We start from the raw sequence: 19,155 nt of genomic DNA on the forward strand, positions 1-19,155 counted from the left end.
TGCTCAGGCTTCTATTATTGAACAGGGATTTGATCAGCTATTTTCGCTGGGGCTTCTCATTGTGGCGGTTATTGTGATTTGGAAAGCATTTACCAAAAAAGATGAAAGTGAGACACAGCTATTGAGAGATCAAATAGATATTCAGAAAAACCATATTGAGCAATTAAAAAAGATTATTGAAAATAAAGATGAAGAGTCTTAAACGAGCATTTACAAAAGATGGTGGATCACTGATAAAAGTGCGAAATGAGGAAGGAAACATTGACTTTCACGCTGTTATAGCTTCGATTTTAAGGGCGATTATCCTTATATTATTGTTGTACTTAGCGAACATTTTAGGTGTTGAAATTCCGGTAATTTAATAACGTGTTATGAGTAACTTAAAAATAAATATAAGGTTTATGTACTGGCACTTTAAGGTTGACTGGGGATGGGTTCCATCAATCTCATACAATAAATATCATAGAGGTAAGATAAAAGAAAACGGGCTATTCAAAATACACCAATTTGACTTGATGGCAGGATCAAATGAATAAATCCCACAGAGACATAAAAGGCGAATCTATTGTGAACCTAAAACAGCGTATTGAAGAAATAGGTGAAGAGAAGCGAGAGGTGTATGTCCATAAACCTATTGAGAAGAAAGGTAGTTGGGTTGAACGGTTCTTTTTAGATCGAGTATGGGATTTTATAACCAGATCCTTTGAATTTAAAGCTGATGCTGATTTTAAAGACGGACATATTCACGTTGAGGTATTTGTAGCGATAGCAGGGCGTACTATATTTTCAGATACGATTAAGGTTATATGAAGCTACCTAAACTCCATTACTTTGACCGAAGTGAATTTGTCCGAGATGAAGATTGGTTTACAAAGATGAGTCCTCGCTTGTTGATACTGTTAGACACATTCCGGCACTTAACGGGACCATGTATTATTTCACCAAACGATGACGCGATAGGACGGAGAACAGAGCCTATTGACGGGTATTACGATGCTCATAACTATGTGAAATGGGGTGAAGTGAAAGGTATAGATGTGTTCCCTACGTTAGAGCCTAAAGGGCTTACAGATCAATTCCCGTTAGAAGGAGATGATGATTATTATTTTATGGATGCTGTAGTAGAGGAATGGGTATATCAAGCAGAAAAGATCAATTTTGGAGCCATTGGAATTTATCCGGATTGGACATTAAACGGAAAGAAACGACCAGGCGCTCACTTAGATGTTCGCGATGGATGGACGACATGGGGCAGAATAGGCAATGATTACGTATCTTTAGACAAGGCAATGGAGGTATTAGCATAATGGAACCAACCAGAGTTGGTAGCTTCGATAATCAGATGTACATGAAACTCGATGCAGGATTGTACTATGTATCTGTTGAAAAAAGATTACTTACAAATGAAATATGGGAAATGGAACTTGAAAAGGCAGAAAAGCAGATAACCGACAGCCATGATATAACGAAATCCTCATTCGGTTTTAACCCCTAAGCCACATACTCTATAGGTCTATCACTTTGACCGGTGGTTGACTCATATGGCATACTCAGTCAACATAGATGGTAAGAAGATAGGCAAAATTAGTGAATATGAACCGGAAGTTCAGGAATCCATTGCTTATTTAGAAGGGCCTATGGACCCGATAGAAGTTGATGTAATAGAATTCAATGGGGTTCGGTACGTTAAGGAGACTGAAAAACAGCCTTTAGTAAAGGATTGACCGACATTATAAGATTATGGCAGCACCAAAAGGAAACAAATTCGCAATAGGCAATTCAGGTAAGCCAAAGAAATGGCAGACCGTAGAAGAGTTACAATCTGATATTGCAGATTACTTCCAAGAATGTGATGAGAATAAACGATTAACATTCGTCAAATCAATTGGTGAAGAGATAGAAGTATCCATGCCCTTGCCTTATACGATAGAGGGGCTTGCAGAGGCTTTAGATTGTGATAGAGATACATTACTCAACTATCAGAAGCAAGAGGGTTACGAAGAGTATTTCGGCACTATAAAGAGAGCAAAGATGAAAATACAGCGTAACAAGGTTGAGAGAGGGTTAATGGGTGTAGCTCCATCTTCAACCACGATCTTTGACTTGAAGAATAATCATGGGTATGTAGATAAGACAATTCAAGACCTTCAAAGCTCAGACGGTTCTATGTCACCTCCAAAAACATTAGCCGAACTATACGATGAAGAACGGCAAAGCTCCAACTCCTAATCCGTATCTGAAAGACTTCTGGCTCAAAGAAGCACGATTCAGAATCCTATACGGCGGCAGGGATAGTTCTAAGAGTTGGGACGCTGCAACACGGGCTGCATGGATAGCTCAAAAAATAAAGGTTCGCTTTCTTTGCACTCGAATGTATCAGAACAAAATTGAAGAGTCTGTCTACACGCTTATTAAGAAACAGATCCGCCGGTTTGGGTTTACAGGATACAAGATCATGCATAATAAGATTATTCATGAGGGAACCGGAAGCGAATTTCTATTCTACGGGCTTGCAAGAAACATAGATGAGATCAAGTCTTTAGAGGGAGTGGATATAGCCTGGTTAGAGGAAGCTCACGCGCTTACAGAGGAAATGTGGGAACTGTTAGAACCAACCGTGCGAAAAGAACATTCTGAGTTTTGGATTGTGATGAACCCGATGCTTAGAACAGACTTTGCCTATCAGAGATTTATTGAAAACCCACCGAAAGGGGCTGTAGTTAGGAAAATTAACTATGATGAAAACCCCTTCCTTACTGAAACGTCAAAAACCACAATAGAGCGGATTAAAGAAGAGGACTTTGAATCATTTGAACATATTTATTTAGGATTCCCTAAAAAGGACGATGACGATGCTATTATCAAACGATCATGGGTTGAAGCTTGTATTGATGCTCACTTAAAGTTAGATGTTGAGATTTCAGGTGAGAAGGTTATTGGATACGACCCGGCCGATGCAGGAGAGGACACGAACGCTATCTCATACAAGTACGGGAACTTAGTTACAGACACGCTTCAATGGTATGGCAAAGAGGATGAACTGTTTAAATCCTCTCAAAAGGTCTACAATGAAGCGAAAGCGGGTTATCATGTTACTTACGATTCTATTGGTGTTGGGGCGGGTGTTGGCTCTAACTTCATCCAATTAGGCGACAAGATCGACTATTCAGCATTTAATGCTGGTGCTTCTGTAAAGAACCCCGACAGAGAGTATAAACCCGGGATCATAAACAAAGATCATTTTTCCAACCTAAAAGCTCAAACATGGTTCAATGTGGCAGACAGAATGATGGCAACCTATAACGCTATACAAAAAGGTCAACACATAGACAAGTCTGAAATTTTGTCAATAAGTTCTGAATGTAGTAACTTAGAAGCACTAATAACCGAATTAAGCACACCAAAAAAAGATTACGATGGGAAAGGCCGTGTTAAAGTTGAATCAAAGAAAGACCTTGCCAAACGAGGTATTAAAAGCCCGAACCTTGCCGACTCTTTTGTAATGTGTTTCGCACCTAAAAACCCACAGCCCGGATTCGCATGAGCATCTTTGACAAACTCAACCCTGTACGCACCATGGAAAAAATCGAATCAAAGCAGATTGAAAAAGGCCAATCTGTGGCAATGTGGGAGAGTGGTAAGAAAACAGCTAATTTATTTGATCTAAACGATCATTCGGTGGTTCTCAATGGGTACAACTCCAATCCTTTTGTGTATTCAGCTGTCAATAGAATAGCTACACTAATGGCTTCTATACCAATTAAGGCTCAGAAGTTGGTAAAAGAGAAGTCTTTTCATAAGTACAAGTCACTATCATGGGCTGAAAAATCCACACGTGAAGGGTATAAGCTGAAAGAAGAATCGTTTGAGGACATTCCAAATAGTGCGATTCAAGACCTACTCGATAATCCAAACAAAGAAGAAGGTGCAAGGGAGTTTCGGTTTAATCAGTATGTCAACAAATTAGTAACGGGGAATATGTTTGTTGAGGGCTTACAGCCTACCGATAGCAGACCTCCAATAGAACTGTGGAACCTCCCCCCGTTAGCAGTGTCGATCAATAAGAGCCAGGATTTCTACGATAAGATACTTGAGATTTATTTTAATTGGGGTCAAACGCAAAAAACGATACCAAAAGAAAAAATACTACATTCAAGGCTCTATAATCCCGATGGCAGTGTTTGGGGGCTTTCTCCGCTAAGCGCAGCACGTAGGAGTGTTCAGATGCTCAATGACGGGGACGAATGGAACGCGGCACTCTTACAGAACGGTGCGAAGCCTGAATATGTATTGATTGTAGCTCCCGGCACTCCACAATCTGAAAAAGAGAAGCTGAAAAAACGATTCCGAGACAATTATACCGGCCCAAAGAACGCCTCAAAAGACCCGTTGGTGATTGACGAGGACTTTATGAAGTTTGAAGCCCTTGGATATACGGTTAAGGATATGGACTGGCAGAACTCCCAACTTACATCTATGAGAAAGGTCTATGATGTGTATGGCGTAAGCAGTGAGATATTCAACGATCCCGAAAACAAGACCATGGCGAACAAGAAAGAAGCTGTCCGGTCTATGTATACGGATAGAATATTACCGGAAGTGGAAACAGTTGTGGACGAGTACCAACGGTGGTTAGTGCCTAAGTTTGGTGACGAGAACATATTTTTAACACTTGATCTTACCGGGGTGGATGCTCTTAATGAAGAGAAAGACAAGGTAGCAGACCGAATGGCGAAAAGCTGGTGGTTAACACCGAATGAGAAGCGAGCTGAAATGGATTATGAGGCATTAGACAATGAATTATTCAATGAGCCGTGGATGCAACTCAACCAACTCCCATTATCAGAAATCATGATGGAACCCGAAGCGACAGAAGATGAGGTCAAAGAACTGATTAAAGAATATAGCCTGAATGGGAAAAGTAACTGATTTTCCGTATATTAAGCGTGTAATGATTGTGGCATTACATATCATTTTCATAACGTTAGAAAGCCCGAACTTGTGCCACAATCACAAGGGAGGGCTTTTTTATTGGAGGTAAATATGGAACTTTGGAAAGATATAGACGGTTACGATGGGTATTATCAAATATCAAACAAAGGCCGTGTAAGGACTTGGAAAAATGGTAGATGGGGGAGAAGAGATAAGCCCAACATAATGCGATTGCATGTAAATCGGTATGGTTATTTAGAGATAAGATTACAGAAAGAGAACGTTAAAAGCCTTCATAGAATACATAGGTTAGTGGCTAAGAATTTTGTAGAAAATCCTGACAATAAACCGCACGTGAATCATAAAGACTGTGATAAATTAAATAACTATCCTGAAAACTTGGAATGGGTAACTAATACGGAAAATGTTAAACATGCCGTAAAAAACGGACTTAATGTTAAAGGTGAAGCTTCTCATTTTGCAAGATTAACTAAAAACGATGTATTGCAGATTAGGTCAATATTAAGCCAAGGATTTGCCACAAATACAGAAATTGCAGAAGCCTATAATATAAGCATGCCAACTGTTAGCAACATAAAAAACAGAGATAGTTGGAGGCATTTATGAATGATCAACAGAAGGAATTGGTGTGGAAGGCTTTTGACCAACAAAGATGGCAATATTTCCGCGTTGGCCGCAGAATGGCGAAGAATGCACTTAAAAAACACATTGACCCTGTACTTAAACTACTTGAAGAGAGAGGCGCAGAGGTAGCGTATAACAACTACGATGCCTTTGTCGATCAAGAACCTCTTAGAAAGTTCTACGAAAGACTCTACACAACCGTTGGTGTACCGTTTTCAGAACGTTCATTTGAATCCTTACAAGGCAAGCAGAAGCAAGAGGATGAGTATTATCAACGTGTAATGCGTTATTTAGGCATTGCTATCAATGATCGGTTAGATGCTGTCACTCAAACCACAAAAGGACATATAGCAGAATGGCTTGGATATGGACTCAGAACAGGTCAAAGTATTCAGGATATGTCTGCACGTATAGCATCTGAGGCTGGCGGGGTTACAAGGGCAACAAGAATAGCACGTACAGAGATCATTTCAGCATCCAACCTCGGAAGCATTGAGGGTGCAAGGTCAACCGGGCTACCATTAGATAAGACTTGGTTGGCAACACCCGGAGGCAGAACACGGGAAACCCATGCAGAAGCGGACGGGCAAACCGTACCAATGGAAGAGTTATTCAGTGTTGGAGGCTCACAGCTTGATTTTCCTGGTGACTGGTCACATAATGCTGATGTATCGGAATTGGTGAACTGTAGATGCACTACGATTTATAAAGTACGAAGAACATGAAACTCATATCAGACGAATACAAAGAACAAAACCGCCTTTTACACGAATCTAAAACCAAATTTGGACAGAGAGGGCACAGGCATTTAAATCAAGTCAGGAAGCTGTACAAAGAGTATAAATGTAGTTCTATTATTGATTATGGATGCGGAAAAGCGGATCTAAGCAAAGCCTGTAGAGTGAAGGTTCAAAACTACGACCCCGGAATACCTGAATACGACATAGACCCCGACTCGGCTGATTTAGTGGTGTGTACGGACGTTTTAGAGCATATCGAACCTGAACTACTGGACAATGTGCTGTCTCACTTACAGGAATTGACACTAAAAGTTGGATGGTTTGTGATTGCGACTCGTTACGACAGATCCAAAACGCTTCCTGATGGTTCGAATCCTCATCGCGTTGTAAAACCCGGTAAATGGTGGAAAGCGAAATTGAGTAACTATTTTACAATTGAACAATTCTTAGACGGTGGAGGGGAGGCATATTGTACTCTATTGAAACGGTAATATTCGATGCAAACGGGCGTACAATGGTACGGGAGTACCCTAATCAGTGGATGATCCTACTGAATGGGTTCAAAAAGAGCGCAAAGCAGAATACCAATGCTAAAATCAACGTTCACCAACTACCTGAAATCACTTCCCGAAAGCGAAAAGAGTTAGTTGTCAACAGCTACAAGCTAAAAAAATGGGCTGAAATTGTACGAAATGCAGAGAATCCGTTGGTGTTGTGTGACTCTGACCTTTGTTTTTTAGATGATATTGAGGATGGATTCACTGATAAGCCTATCACACTCACAAAGCGCACTTTACGGTGGTGTAATGCTGGCGTGGTGTTTGTTCGGCCATGTAAAGAAGCTAATGAGTTCTTTGATCGATGGGTTGAGATGGATACGTGGCTACACGATGGAGACTTTGATTCGAGAGGGAATCCGTTACGGCTCAAAAAAGCATGGCGTAAAACCGGAATAAAAGGTCAAAACCAAACTGCCTTAGCAAAGATTAAGAATGAGTTTGAGTTTGGATGGGTTGACGGTCAAGTTTATAACGCCTCACAAAAACAAGAATGGCACGGTACGCCTAAAGTCGTTCATGTGAAAGACTCCCTTAGAAACGATCTATTCAGGAATACAGATAGGTATGAGTTGACTAATAAGATCAAGCCTTTCTACAAGTGATATAGTTGCATATATCAGTATCATAGCTTACTTTTAGTAAACCCTACAGGCTATGTTATACAAACACTCGACACATCAAATAAAAGATTTAGATTCAAAGCAGGGCGTTGTAGTAGCTTATGCCAACGTCTACAACAATAAAGATTCCGATGGAGACATATCCATGCCGGGATCATACCGAAAGACTGTTCAAGAGCAGAAAAAAAAGATTCGCGTGTTCAAAGACCATGACAGATACACGGTTTTGGGCGTTCCTTTGGAGTTAAATGCAGAGGACGACAGGGGGCTTTTAACCACTACGCAATTCAACCTTGAGAAGCAGGTAAGCCGGGATATGTTCACGGATATTAAACTAATGACTGAACACGGTCAAGATGCTGATTTATCCGTTGGTGTTATTCCAATGCGATATGAGGATAAAGATGATGTTCGAGAGGTTTATGAATGGAAGCTCAAAGAGTATTCGTTTCTATCGAGTTGGGGAGCGAATGAATTAGCAACGGTACAACAAATTAAGAATGGTAAATCTGTTGATGAAATTATAGCACTGATTACAAAGGCGTATGACATGGATTATTCTGATGAACGCTTAAAAGAAATTGAGAACATTTTAAAATCACTTGACGCCGGTTCCGACCACCTCAAGCCGAAAAAAGGAGAAGATGCCGCTAAGAAGCACATCGACCTACAAATAGAACAATTAACACAATTTGAACAACTATTATGAGTGATAAAGATATTGCTCCCGAAGTGGAGGAAAAACTGACGTCTATCGCTAAGAAGTACAGCGATAAGATTGATGCAAAAATTGAAGAAGCCCAAAAAGCCTGGGAATCGGCTGACAAAGAAGGGCGTGAAGAGCTTTCCGGCAAACAGGAAGAGCTAAAAGGCGAAATTAAAGAGCTTGTTGACAAGTACGATAAAGCTGTAAAAGAGATTGACGAGATGAAGGCTGAATTTGAGAAAGCCCGATCGTTCAATCCCAATCCTATTGATACGGTCAATAAGGCATTTAAAGACCATGAGGAAGAAATTTCCAAGCTGGTTAATAAATCCCGTAATGCTTCCGCTACCGTCAAGCTGAATCATGATGACCTGATGACAAAGGCCACGATGACAACCGGCCTTAGTTTGGAAGACCGAAGGGTAATCCCTTACGACAGAGTGATTCAATCCCCGGTCTATGATCCCGAAGAAACACCGTTAGAGCAGTATTTCCGAATTGGAAGTACCTCAAGTGATTCGGTAGAATGGCCGATTGAGCAGGTGCCCGGTAGTTCTCCACAAGAAAGCTGGGACTATGATAACAACGCAGCTGCTGTTGATTCAGACAACGCCGCTGAGAAGCCCGAATCTGAATTCCAATGGGACTTAGAGACGCGAACTGTACGGGATATTGCTCATACAGTGACGCTCCATAAGAACCTGATGGATGACCTCCCACTGTTGCAGTCTTACTTGCCACAGCGTTTGCGTGATGGACTCTTCCGAGAGACTTCACGACAGATTTTGAGAGGACAAGATGCCAGTCAGGAAATTATCGGGCTCAATCAAACCGGCTCCCATGCTGATTTTGATTCAGCAGGATTCCAGGCGGCTGTTGTGAATAACGGCAAAACCGTTGGAGAAGCGAACTTCATTGACATTCTTGGCTATGCTAAGACTCAATTGAGACTTGGAAACTATGTAGGAACCTTGATTCTGATGAATCCTGAGGACTTCTATAGCTTTATGTTCTCTGTGGATAATGATGGAGACTATCACATGAACAACCCTGTTTGGCTGTATGTTGCTGGTATTATTCAGCAGTCTAACTACGTCAATCAAGGCGAATTTTATGTGTTAGATCGCAACCGGTCTAATTTCTTGCTGAACCGGCAAAGTATTAATGTCGATTTCTCTTATGAGAACAAAGACAACTTCGTGAAAAACCTTGTAACGATTCGAGCCGAAAGGCGAATGGTTCAGGTGACTGAACGACCTAACGGTATTATACTTGGCGACTTCGATCAAGCCACATCCTAATCCCGAAACCCCCGTCTTAATGGCGGGGGATTTATTATGAAAATTACATTAACAACTAATATCGGTGTACTTGGAGAGTCAGGCGAACAAATAGAAGTAAGCGCCACACTTGGACAAGGATTGATTCGCAGAAGGCAAGCGAAAAAAGGATGGGAAAACTCTTTTGATGATAAAACTGTCAAAGAGCTACAGGATATAGCCAAAGAGAAAGGCGTATCGTACTCAGGGCTTAAAAAAGCAGACCTGATCAAAGAGCTTAAAGAAAGTATTGAAACGAAGCAGGACAAAGAACCTTACGAGACTAAGTAATGGGTGAACTAAAGACCGACCAACGTAATGTATCTGATTTACTCTCTGTAAGCGTAGCTGACACGGCGACAGACCCCGTATCGGTTGCAGAAGCGAAAGCATACGCACGGATTGACCAAGATACAGAGGATTCAATTGTGGAGATGCTGATTCATTCAGCTTCTGATGCTTTTGAGGACTATACAGGTAAATTACTGATACAGCGCGCGGTTACGGTTCAATTCCTAAGCTATGGTGATGATATACTGTACTTACCTTGGCTTCCGATTGTAAGCATTACAAGTGTTCAGAAAGAAGGTGAAGATGTTGAGTATGAGCAGTACGGAGATGTATTGACTGTAAATACATCGGGAAAGATTGATGTTGAGTACGAAGCTGGGTTGTTCGAAAGCAATACAGATGAAGCCGTTAAACTTGGGATCTTGAAATGGATTGTCTCTAACTACGAGGATCGACAGGATGTAGCCGCTATGAGTGTTCAGAAGCTCCCTAACGGCAGTATGCATCATTGGAACCGATATAAAACCCAAACGATTTGAATTATAAAGACTCACAAAGTGATGTCGGCAAGATGTCTCAACGCTTGGAGTTGTGGGAAATGAACACCACACCGGACGGCATGGGAGGCACGACAGAAAGCCCTAATAAGGTAGGTGATTTATGGGGAAACATAAACCCCGTTACCGGAAACGAACGATGGGATGTTGAGTCTTTGAAAGGTGTGATTTCACATACAGTGAGGATACGATATTACGAAGGAATTACAAGTGAAAATTGGTTTGAATACAAAGGTGATAAATACTATGTACGGTACCCCTTAGATGAAGGAATGGAACATACGTACATGAAAATTGCCGTAACGAGTGAGCAAAATGCTGAAAGCTGAATTTACAGATAATAGCGTTCGCAATCTTCTTCGAGACTTGGAGAAGTACGGGCAAGAGCAACATCAAAAAACCAAAGATAATCTACATGAAGCCGGAATCAATATTGAATCAGAAGCAAAGAAAACCATTACGCTTGACGGTCACGTAGATACTGGACGGCTTCGATCAAGTATTCACTATGAAAGTAACACGGTTAATAGGGCTTTCAGGTATTCAGATGACCAAGGTAGTACGTTCACAGGATCATTAGGTGTGCGCCCTGATGAATTAGAAGTCTATGCCGGTACCAATGTAGAATACGCCGAAAAGATCCGGCAGATTGATGATTATTTGTTTCCACCTGCTGAAAAGGAACGGGTTGCCCTTATAGGCAGGCTTAAAAAGCAATTAAAAGAAGTATGAATGATACAGGAATTCCATTACAAACATCATATTTTGATTTGCTTGACGGCAATATCACAGGTTCGTTGTATGATACGGTTCCGGCAAGTCCGTCCTATCCTTACACGCAAATTGATGATCGGACGATGACAGATTACACCGACAAATCGAATCTTGGTCAGGAAGTCACTCAAACGGTATGGGTTGTTGACCGGTTCGCGGAAAGCGTTGGGAGCCGTAGCGATTTATACACAATTACAGATGAGATTTTAGGAATTATCAGAGCAAGGCCGAATCCCTTTAACCTGACAGGTTTTAATGTGATTACATCGACCTTAGACCTTGCGAACTTTAGCAGAGAGCGTACAGAGACACATACATACTTTAGAATGGAAATTAGATTCAGACACTTAATCGAACAACTAAACCCATAATATTATGCCTAAATGGAATGGTACAGCGATCATCTTTGATTTGGACGGCAGCCCCGTTGCAAACATTGAGAGCGCTACACTCACAATCAATCACGAACTCAGCCCCGCAAACGATAAGGATACGGGAAGCTGGGAAGAATATCTTGAAGAGGGCGGGTACAAGTCCTATCAAGTAACCTTTAACGGAAATGCTGACTATACAGACTCGGCTAATTTTAAGGTTCTTTTTGAACTATTAAACGCACGGGCTTCTGTACCCTTTACCTGGGGACCGGCTTCGGGCGGTGTACAGCTTGGTGGTGATGTATTCACTAACGAAGTAAGCGCAGAGGCTCAGGATGAGACCACAGCGACTATTTCCGGTACAGCAACCGGTCAAGGTGAACTCACAGTCGTAGCAAGCTAATGAAAGGAACCAAAACGATTGAGTTTGACGGCGATAAAATCACCTTCCGGTTTACAGCCGGTGTCATTGAGGATTTACAGGAATACGCTGAACAGAACGATGTTGCACCAGAGGATCTTGACAACAAGATCAAACACCAACGGGTGATGCTGGCTCTGATGGAGCTTTACGGTGAGGATAGCGATAAGGCTGCCAGAGATCCAAAGATTATAGAAAAAGCTGTTGAAAAAGGCTTGAAATATAAGACAATGGATTTTGACACTATTCTTGGCGTTTTGGACTCGTTAGGAGTCGAAGCTGAGGGAAAGGTGAAAAAGGCGGCGGAGAAGAAAACCTAACCGCCTTCGCTGTACGCGAACTTAATATTTCCTATGTCGAAGCCCGTGCAATGTTAGTGTGGGAGCTTCAACGTAGAATTGAAGGTATTAATGAACGTGAACTATTAGAGTGGAAGAAACTTCGATGGCTGGCAACATGGATTGTGAAGCCATATAAAGACGTTCAACCTTCCGACCTCTTACCTCTACCGGACGATGTAAGACGCAAGAAAATTCCCGAAGGACATTTCGATAGAATGTTAGAACGATATAAAAAGCACATGAATGGCAACAGTTAGCTCACTTACCGTACGAATTGGAGCCGATACAAGACAATTGCAGTCGGCAATGAAACGGGTATCCTCAACCATTCGAGATACAGGCCAAAAGATTACTCGTATGGGTACTTCTTTAACGACCGCACTAACAGCCCCGTTAGGTGGGCTTGCTGCTATATCGCTAAAACAAGCCGCTAATTTTGAATCTCTTCGGGTTGCAATGGACAACCTGAATGGAAGCGTTGAAGAGGGGGGGCGGAATTTTGAGCGGTTAAAAGAGTTTAGTGCCATGACACCATTCCAGTTACAAGATTTGGCAAAGGCTCAAAACATGTTGCAGGGTTTTGGGTTGTCAGCAGATGATGCGTTCAATTCGCTTTCCATGATTGGTGACATTTCTGCTATTACAGGCGGTTCGATTGATGGGATTGGTATAGCGTTTGGTCAGGCAGCAGCCGAAGGGCGTTTAATGACAAGGGATATCAGACAGCTCATTAATCAAGGCGTTCCCATGATTAAGTTGTTAGCTGAAACAATGGGAGTTGCTCAATCAGAAGTCCTTTCATTAGCCGAACAGGGAGAAATTAGCTTTGACCTTTTGGTTAGGTCATTCCAAGAAGCTACAAGTGAAGGGGGAATGTTTGCCGATGGAATGGAGAAGCAATCTAAAACGATTGCCGGTCTTTTTTCTACACTGAAAGATAATGTTTCAATAGCACTTGGAGAAATAGGGGAGACCTTAACCGATACGTTCAACATTAGAGGATTAATTACTGATTTAACTGGATATATTCGAGATGGCATATCATTGTTTAGATCCTTGCCTTCAGAAACTCGGAAAATGGCCTTTACGATTGCTGGATTATTGGGGGCTTCGGGGCCTGTTTTGATAGCAATAGGGGCGCTTACAACTGCACTTGGATATATAAGCGTTCCTATCATGGCGGCGGTTGCTGTCGTTGGCTCTGGTGCGACGCTCCTTATATCAAAATGGGGGGGAGTTGAGAGGTATTTCACGGCTGGCGGCGGGGCTGAAATGTGGGATGATTTTAAGGGTATTGTAAGCGAATCTATAACTTTATTGAAAGATCTATGGGAAGCGTTTGGAGATGATTTCATTGCCATTACAGAGGCAGCTTTTGGAAGAGTTGAAAAGATTATTTCGTTCAGTCTTGACAAGATACATTCCTTAATGAAAGTTTTTAATGGGAACTTTGAAACAGAGCTAAATATTTGGGAAGATAATGTTCTAACCACAGCCGGTAAGATTGATAACATTCTTACCGGAACGATTATGAGATCATTGTTTCGAGTTGGTGAAGCGTTTTCAAATGTGTTTGGAGAAGGTGCTAAAGAAAGTGCTAAAACAACAATGGAGGAATGGCTGGCTGTTGAGAAGACAATTCAGGATTCTTTGTTTCTAATGCAAGATTGGGTATTTCCAAAGCCCGATACAGGTGGTGCAAAAGGCATTTTATCTGATTTAAAGCCAGATGTTGAGGCGGTTACAACTACAACCGAGCGGATGAATCAGATGTTTGAAGATACGATTGAGAAATTAGGGAAGATGACAAATATAGAGCTTAATCTTGGGCCTATGCTCACACACATTCCAGACCAGATGCAAGAAATTAAACATGCCGCTCAAGATATGGCGTATAAACTTGTAGATGTTTTCGATCAATTAGTGTGGCAAGGAAGGCGGTTTGAGGATGTATTAAAAGATATAACAAGGCGGCTAATTAATAGAGCTTTTACAAGAGGATTAACAAGTCTATTTACGGGTATGCTTACAGGCGGTGGGGGTGGGTTTTTAAGTTCTATCTTCTCTGTGAGTGATGCATTAATTACGTCAAGAGGCGATATTGTCAAACCACATAAAGATGATAATATCTTAATGGCGAAAGACTTCTCAGGTATTGGCGGTGGCAGTATGAATCCTACCGATATGCGGAATGCGTTTGCTTCGGCCTTGCAAGCACATACTTCGAGATTAGGACCGGATGAAGTTTGGGTATTAAATCAACGTGGAGCACAGTTGAGGGGGCGTCTTGGTTAGATGGATACTCGAAATAGATTCCGACTTTAACGTCCCTGTAAAGGTTGAGATTGAAGATAGCGAATATTCAGGAGATCCAATACCAGTTAAGGGAGGCGATTCGTCTGTCCGGTATCGAGTAGGAAGTCCGAACTCTGATCCACTCGAAAAGATTAAATCCGGTGATATTCAGCTTAAAATAGCCGGGCAAAAGGGAGACTATGAAGATCTATTCACAAGGGATTTAAGCCGGTTCAAAATCTCTCTGTACATTAATGACGCGTTAGAATCGGAGTTTGTATTCTTACCTGATACGTTTGAGGTTCCTGATGTACAGAATGAAGACTTTGGAGCGTTTGTTTACACGTTGAAGGGCGCTAATCTATCTGTATTCAAGCAGTTGCAGATTGATGATATGATCGACATGTGGCCGACCCCAATTGGTCCGGTCAGTCCAGCGGTTACGCGTATTAGTGCTATTGAGGATATTGTATCACAACTTTTTACTATTGATGTCATTGATGGGGTTGTTTTTAAGCCGGATCATGTAATATCTGGTAATGCCGGAATGATTCAGCAATACATTAACCCACAGCGATTAAAAGACCTATCTTTATATGAGGCGTTAGAGCTTCTAATTCCGAAAGGACACCAAATGCGGATGACGCGCGGCAAGGTGTTTATTTTTCCCGTTACAGAAGCAAGTTTTGTGGGGTATAATGGGCTTACAGGGACGACTTACGATGATAATTTTGAATCAATAAGATTCGGACGAGTACTTGAAACATCAAGAAATAAATTAGTAGCCTATGATGGCGTTCGGCGATTTTATGAACCATTAGAGGCTGATAATATCGTACCAAGTGGAGAATTTGAGCTGGAAGACTTTGGTCTTGATGAAGGGGATATTGGCAGTAGTGGTGAAACACAAGCGCTACCTTTGTTTTGGAGCGCTACGAGAGGAAATACAGGCACGAAGTGGCATACATTCGCAAAAATAGTGAGTGGTGGCACGGCATGGAAGATTCCTGAATCGAGAGGAACCTATGCCTCACAATCATCTATTGAAGCTGGTGGCACGACAACATGGGAGTCTTGGAAAGTTGATTCAGGTCAAGTTGTGGCAGGTCAAAGATTAAAAATAGATTTTTCGTTCAACTATGTATCGATCAATCAATTTGCTTATTTGCCGATTAAAATAAGGGTTGGAGGGTACGATCTTTCAGGGCCGCTGGTTAATGGGTTTACGACCGCTGGAGTCCCTGAGTGGATACAGAGACCGGCTGGCATACGGCCGGCGCAGAGTGGCGTGTCGATAGGTACTACTGCAAATACAGCAATGAGGGATTGGTCATTTGTAACCCCGCCCATCCCTGAGTCTGGTGATGTTACCGTTGAGATTGAAACTCCGACGGTTGACAGGGGCTATCAGATTGGTGACAATCACTTGCTTATATCTTCATTTGAGATCAATCCCGCAGATGATGAGGGCAAAATACTTGTTAAGTCCGACTTGTTAGCTGGTTCAAGCGGTGACGTTTACGAATATACCGAAGGCTTCGGGGATGGATTTACGCAATTCAACAAAGGCGCTCTGTATGACGGTGCGGATTACTCAACACGGAGCCTCACTTCTAAATGGTTTTACGATGGTAATGATGAAAATGTAGGAACCGATGAATTATCTCTGGCCGACCTTGAGGCTTCCTATTTGGCATCTCAGCTGACTGTTGACAGGGATCGGTTGCAGGGTACGCTTGATATATTTGATTTTATCGCTCTTATTGATGGTAAAAGAGTGAACTATATCAATACTGATTTCCGGTATGGCAGAAGTGAAGTAGAGCTAATTGAAATCCGGGATCATGACATTGAGGCAACCGTTGAAGAGAGGAAAGAAAAAAGAGATGATAGAGACGGCCCGACTATTGATATATGGACAAAAAACCCTTTTTGGAACTACAATCAACTGCGGGCAATAGGTGAGCTTACCGAAGAAGTTGTTAACTCTTCTGTTACGCAAATAGAAGTAGAATTAGACGTTGTCATTCGCAGTGGGTTTGATTACTGGATTATTAATGAAAACGAACTTTCGAGAGAAGATCGGTACGCTGGAATCTATGCGTTCTCTCCTGTTGAAGTAGGTGGCGAAGAGACTGAATACGGCCCCGGACGGCTGACCTTAGATATTGCCGAACAATTGATTAACGCCCCTTCTGGTAGCTTGATTGTGAAAGCACCTGGTCAAGAAGAAGTCAATCAGATCTTCAATGAAGAAGTTATTACCGGTGTTGTACGGGTTCAGAAAGAGGGAGGTATCGGTGTTCTGAATGAAGAAATTGGCTCAGGTGGAACTCCCCCGGGATCACCAAAAACAACGGTAGCTGTCAAAGAGATACCGACTACGATTGAGCTTGAAGATAATCAACTGTTACAGATCTACACGGAGAAAGGGTTGATTGAGGGCATGGTGGTAGATGGAGATCAAACGCTCACAGCCGGTACGGGTACGATTACGATTGATTCTAAGACCTTCGGGAATTATTACTCAAATGGTGGTGCGAAAATCAGAGAGCCTGGGTATAGTGTTGGTTCGAGGCTTACGAATAATATTTTTGCAACATCTACTAATGTTACTTCAATTGCAACACTTGAAACGCATACCAACCTAGCTGGTGGTAGTGCCTATTCGGCATTGACGCTGAAAAGCCGAACGGATACAAATGAAAATGGTATTGCTACAAATGTAAGTTCGATTGCAACTATTGAAACGCACGTTAATCTGGCGGGTGGGAGTGCTTATTCGGCGCTGAATATGCGTAGTGATATAAACTCAAATGAGTCCACAGGCACAACAAATGCAAGTGCAATATCTACCCTTGAAAGCTTTGTAAATCTTGGTGGAGGTAGTTCATATTCGGGGTTAGAGCTAAGGAATGATATTAATACAAACGAAAGTGGTGTAGCTTCAAATGCTTCGGCCATCCTAACGGCACAAACAAATATAACCGATCTTGAGACGAATGCGGGAACGATTATTCGCTCTACAACAGAGCCAGGTGCATCAGATGGCAGGCCATCAGGTGATCCTTTGCAAACCGGTGATCTTTGGCTTGATCCATCAACCTATGATCCGGCTGCTACTCCACCAACAGACAACACGGTGAAACAATGGGATGGAAATAGTTGGGAGCCTTTCAATGGCGTTATTCAGTCTACAACGTCTCAACTTGAACTTGATGTAAATGAGTATAGAGCAAGGGCAATGCTCTCAACCGATAAGAACGGGAACATCGGATACATTGATATTCAAAGTAATGATACCGCTTCTTCAATTAGTATATCAGCCGATCAGATTCAGATAAATAATATTAGTTTCGATAAATCAGCCGGAACGATAGGGAGTGATAATTATTCAGCAGGATCGGCAGGGTGGCAAATAGACGGAACAGGAGATGCAGAATTTAACTCTATTACAGCAAGAAACGGTTCAGTCATTGATTCTACATTTACCAACTTAAAATACAAAACAACATACGAAACACCTCCCGGACCGGCTTCTTTCAATAATTATGTAATATCGAATAAGGGCGTTCTTTTTATAGCGCCAACTGGTGGAACAGTTACATTAACAGGGATAAAAGCTCTTAATAGTGGTAGTTATATAGCGATTTGCAATAGAGGTGATTCGAGCCTTGTGCTGTCTCATCAAAGTGGGTCGTCCAGCGCAGCTAATAGAATTATATCACCTACAGAGTCTAATATTACCGTTCCCGTGGGTGGTGGTGTGACACTTATTTATGATGGAAGCTCAAGTAGATGGAGGTACGTGGGATTGGCTATTTAGTATGACAGCCGTTATTAAGAATATAAGTACCGCCGGTGAAACGTAGATCGCCTAATTCATAATTTTCAATACAGAATCCTAATGAACATTTTGAAAGCGTTACAACGTAAAATTCATATTCGATTGGTGGATCAAATGGTATTACTTGTGTTTTTGCTTCTTCAATTTCTGAATAGTAAAGATGGAGTCCATCGGGTTGATGTAATCCTTCAGCACAGTAAAATTTTTCCTTTTGACAACCGACAAATAATAACATGATAAATAAATATCTCATTGGTTCTCCTTTATTCAATTGTTTTCTTCTTCTGGATTAAAGCATATAGCTTTAGCGGTTGTATTAAATACATATTTAGATGAATCGTTCTTTTTTATGTGATCAATCAATGATTGTATGTCCTCAGCTTCAACGGCAAGGTTAAAAGCTAATTGGTGTTCGACGCGTTCGATAATTGTTTCTATGTTTTCCATGCTTTAATATATAAATTATGCAAACATGCAAATGATAAAAAATGTAAAATACCTCTCAATTCACTATATTCTACTATGGATATTTCAAATAAAGACAAGAAATCAGTTATTGAAAGTGAGCTTAAATCACTATACCGGCAGCAGTATCAACTCGAGCTGGCTGTGAAGGTTCTAAAAAAGACCGAACAGGAAAATCAATTAGAAGCCCGAACGAATATGCTAATTAAAACCGAGGCGATGATTGACGCTTACGAGGAAGAACTTGAACAAATAAACGAGGACTAAC

Annotated in this window: 27 protein-coding genes; 25 read left to right on the forward strand and 2 right to left on the reverse strand. The window is 41.6% G+C overall.

Annotation, left to right across the window (positions count from 1 at the left end):
- From RI561_RS10820 to RI561_RS10935, 24 genes are all read left to right on the forward strand, one after another.
- The coding region (locus tag RI561_RS10820; RefSeq protein WP_395080256.1) for a hypothetical protein at positions 1-202 on the forward strand (202 nt) is incomplete at its 5' end.
- A gap of 326 nt (positions 203-528) precedes the next feature.
- Positions 529-810 carry a hypothetical protein gene (locus tag RI561_RS10825; RefSeq protein WP_395080257.1) on the forward strand — a complete coding sequence of 94 codons (282 nt, stop codon included), beginning with the start codon at positions 529-531 and terminating at the stop codon, positions 808-810.
- Positions 807-1,307 carry a hypothetical protein gene (locus tag RI561_RS10830; RefSeq protein ID WP_395080258.1) on the forward strand — a complete coding sequence of 167 codons (501 nt, stop codon included), beginning with the start codon at positions 807-809 and terminating at the stop codon, positions 1,305-1,307. The genes RI561_RS10825 and RI561_RS10830 overlap by 4 nt, the downstream gene beginning before the upstream one ends.
- Entirely contained in the window at positions 1,307-1,495 is a 189-nt protein-coding gene (locus RI561_RS10835) for a hypothetical protein (protein ID WP_395080259.1), read from the forward strand. Before RI561_RS10830 ends, RI561_RS10835 begins: the two co-directional genes overlap by 1 nt.
- A 46-nt stretch (positions 1,496-1,541) precedes the next feature.
- Positions 1,542-1,724: a hypothetical protein gene (locus RI561_RS10840; RefSeq protein ID WP_395080260.1), complete on the forward strand. Its 183-nt coding sequence runs from the start codon at positions 1,542-1,544 to the stop codon at positions 1,722-1,724.
- A 16-nt stretch (positions 1,725-1,740) separates the two neighbouring features.
- Complete coding sequence (locus RI561_RS10845) at positions 1,741-2,229, forward strand: terminase small subunit (RefSeq protein ID WP_395080261.1); 489 nt, start codon at positions 1,741-1,743, stop codon at positions 2,227-2,229.
- Positions 2,201-3,544, forward strand: coding sequence for a PBSX family phage terminase large subunit (locus tag RI561_RS10850; protein WP_395080262.1), 1,344 nt, complete (start codon positions 2,201-2,203; stop codon positions 3,542-3,544). The genes RI561_RS10845 and RI561_RS10850 overlap by 29 nt, the downstream gene beginning before the upstream one ends.
- A complete protein-coding gene (locus tag RI561_RS10855) occupies positions 3,541-4,929 on the forward strand; it encodes a phage portal protein (protein ID WP_395080263.1) in 1,389 nt (462 codons plus the stop codon). The genes RI561_RS10850 and RI561_RS10855 overlap by 4 nt, the downstream gene beginning before the upstream one ends.
- A gap of 72 nt (positions 4,930-5,001) precedes the next feature.
- On the forward strand, positions 5,002-5,559 hold the full coding sequence (locus RI561_RS10860) for an NUMOD4 domain-containing protein (RefSeq protein WP_395080264.1): 558 nt from the start codon (positions 5,002-5,004) through the stop codon (positions 5,557-5,559).
- A complete protein-coding gene (locus tag RI561_RS10865; RefSeq protein WP_395080265.1) occupies positions 5,556-6,302 on the forward strand; it encodes a phage minor head protein in 747 nt (248 codons plus the stop codon). The genes RI561_RS10860 and RI561_RS10865 overlap by 4 nt, the downstream gene beginning before the upstream one ends.
- On the forward strand, positions 6,299-6,808 hold the full coding sequence (locus RI561_RS10870) for a methyltransferase domain-containing protein (protein WP_395080266.1): 510 nt from the start codon (positions 6,299-6,301) through the stop codon (positions 6,806-6,808). Before RI561_RS10865 ends, RI561_RS10870 begins: the two co-directional genes overlap by 4 nt.
- 23 nt (positions 6,809-6,831) lie before the next feature.
- The gene (locus RI561_RS10875) at positions 6,832-7,479 is read left to right on the forward strand and encodes a hypothetical protein (RefSeq protein WP_395080267.1); all 648 of its coding nucleotides are present in this window, start codon (positions 6,832-6,834) and stop codon (positions 7,477-7,479) included.
- 52 nt (positions 7,480-7,531) lie between these two features.
- The gene (locus RI561_RS10880) at positions 7,532-8,206 is read left to right on the forward strand and encodes an HK97 family phage prohead protease (RefSeq protein WP_395080268.1); all 675 of its coding nucleotides are present in this window, start codon (positions 7,532-7,534) and stop codon (positions 8,204-8,206) included.
- Positions 8,203-9,504, forward strand: a complete 1,302-nt coding sequence (locus RI561_RS10885; protein ID WP_395080269.1) for a phage major capsid protein — start codon at positions 8,203-8,205, stop codon at positions 9,502-9,504. The genes RI561_RS10880 and RI561_RS10885 overlap by 4 nt, the downstream gene beginning before the upstream one ends.
- Positions 9,505-9,540: 36 nt before the next feature.
- Positions 9,541-9,813, forward strand: coding sequence for a Rho termination factor N-terminal domain-containing protein (locus RI561_RS10890; RefSeq protein WP_395080270.1), 273 nt, complete (start codon positions 9,541-9,543; stop codon positions 9,811-9,813).
- Positions 9,813-10,352, forward strand: coding sequence for a head-tail connector protein (locus RI561_RS10895; protein ID WP_395080271.1), 540 nt, complete (start codon positions 9,813-9,815; stop codon positions 10,350-10,352). Before RI561_RS10890 ends, RI561_RS10895 begins: the two co-directional genes overlap by 1 nt.
- Complete coding sequence (locus RI561_RS10900; RefSeq protein ID WP_395080272.1) at positions 10,349-10,699, forward strand: phage head closure protein; 351 nt, start codon at positions 10,349-10,351, stop codon at positions 10,697-10,699. The genes RI561_RS10895 and RI561_RS10900 overlap by 4 nt, the downstream gene beginning before the upstream one ends.
- A complete protein-coding gene (locus RI561_RS10905) occupies positions 10,686-11,102 on the forward strand; it encodes an HK97 gp10 family phage protein (RefSeq protein WP_395080273.1) in 417 nt (138 codons plus the stop codon). Before RI561_RS10900 ends, RI561_RS10905 begins: the two co-directional genes overlap by 14 nt.
- Positions 11,099-11,515 (forward strand): hypothetical protein, encoded by a 417-nt coding sequence (locus RI561_RS10910; RefSeq protein WP_395080274.1) that lies wholly within the window; start codon positions 11,099-11,101, stop codon positions 11,513-11,515. The genes RI561_RS10905 and RI561_RS10910 overlap by 4 nt, the downstream gene beginning before the upstream one ends.
- Before the next feature lie 4 nt (positions 11,516-11,519).
- A complete protein-coding gene (locus RI561_RS10915; protein WP_395080275.1) occupies positions 11,520-11,921 on the forward strand; it encodes a phage tail tube protein in 402 nt (133 codons plus the stop codon).
- On the forward strand, positions 11,921-12,259 hold the full coding sequence (locus tag RI561_RS10920) for a hypothetical protein (protein ID WP_395080276.1): 339 nt from the start codon (positions 11,921-11,923) through the stop codon (positions 12,257-12,259). Before RI561_RS10915 ends, RI561_RS10920 begins: the two co-directional genes overlap by 1 nt.
- 50 nt (positions 12,260-12,309) lie before the next feature.
- Positions 12,310-12,537, forward strand: coding sequence for a hypothetical protein (locus tag RI561_RS10925; protein ID WP_395080277.1), 228 nt, complete (start codon positions 12,310-12,312; stop codon positions 12,535-12,537).
- 100 nt (positions 12,538-12,637) lie between these two features.
- On the forward strand, positions 12,638-14,575 hold the full coding sequence (locus tag RI561_RS10930; RefSeq protein WP_395080278.1) for a tape measure protein: 1,938 nt from the start codon (positions 12,638-12,640) through the stop codon (positions 14,573-14,575).
- Entirely contained in the window at positions 14,568-18,401 is a 3,834-nt protein-coding gene (locus tag RI561_RS10935; protein WP_395080279.1) for a hypothetical protein, read from the forward strand. Before RI561_RS10930 ends, RI561_RS10935 begins: the two co-directional genes overlap by 8 nt.
- On the opposite strand, the gene RI561_RS10940 is transcribed toward RI561_RS10935, so the two are convergent.
- Together RI561_RS10940 and RI561_RS10945 are read right to left on the reverse strand one after the other, a co-directional pair.
- Complete coding sequence (locus RI561_RS10940) at positions 18,394-18,693, reverse strand: hypothetical protein (RefSeq protein ID WP_395080280.1); 300 nt, start codon at positions 18,691-18,693, stop codon at positions 18,394-18,396. The genes RI561_RS10935 and RI561_RS10940 overlap by 8 nt on opposite strands.
- On the reverse strand, positions 18,690-18,869 hold the full coding sequence (locus RI561_RS10945) for a hypothetical protein (protein WP_395080281.1): 180 nt from the start codon (positions 18,867-18,869) through the stop codon (positions 18,690-18,692). Before RI561_RS10945 ends, RI561_RS10940 begins: the two co-directional genes overlap by 4 nt.
- A gap of 75 nt (positions 18,870-18,944) precedes the next feature.
- Here RI561_RS10945 and RI561_RS10950 point away from each other — a divergent pair, with 75 nt between their 5' ends.
- Positions 18,945-19,154 (forward strand): hypothetical protein, encoded by a 210-nt coding sequence (locus RI561_RS10950; RefSeq protein ID WP_395080282.1) that lies wholly within the window; start codon positions 18,945-18,947, stop codon positions 19,152-19,154.
- Position 19,155: the final 1 nt, after the last annotated feature.

This window comes from Gracilimonas sp. (genome assembly GCF_031581265.1).
Taxonomy (GTDB): Bacteria; Bacteroidota; Rhodothermia; order Balneolales; family Balneolaceae; genus Gracilimonas.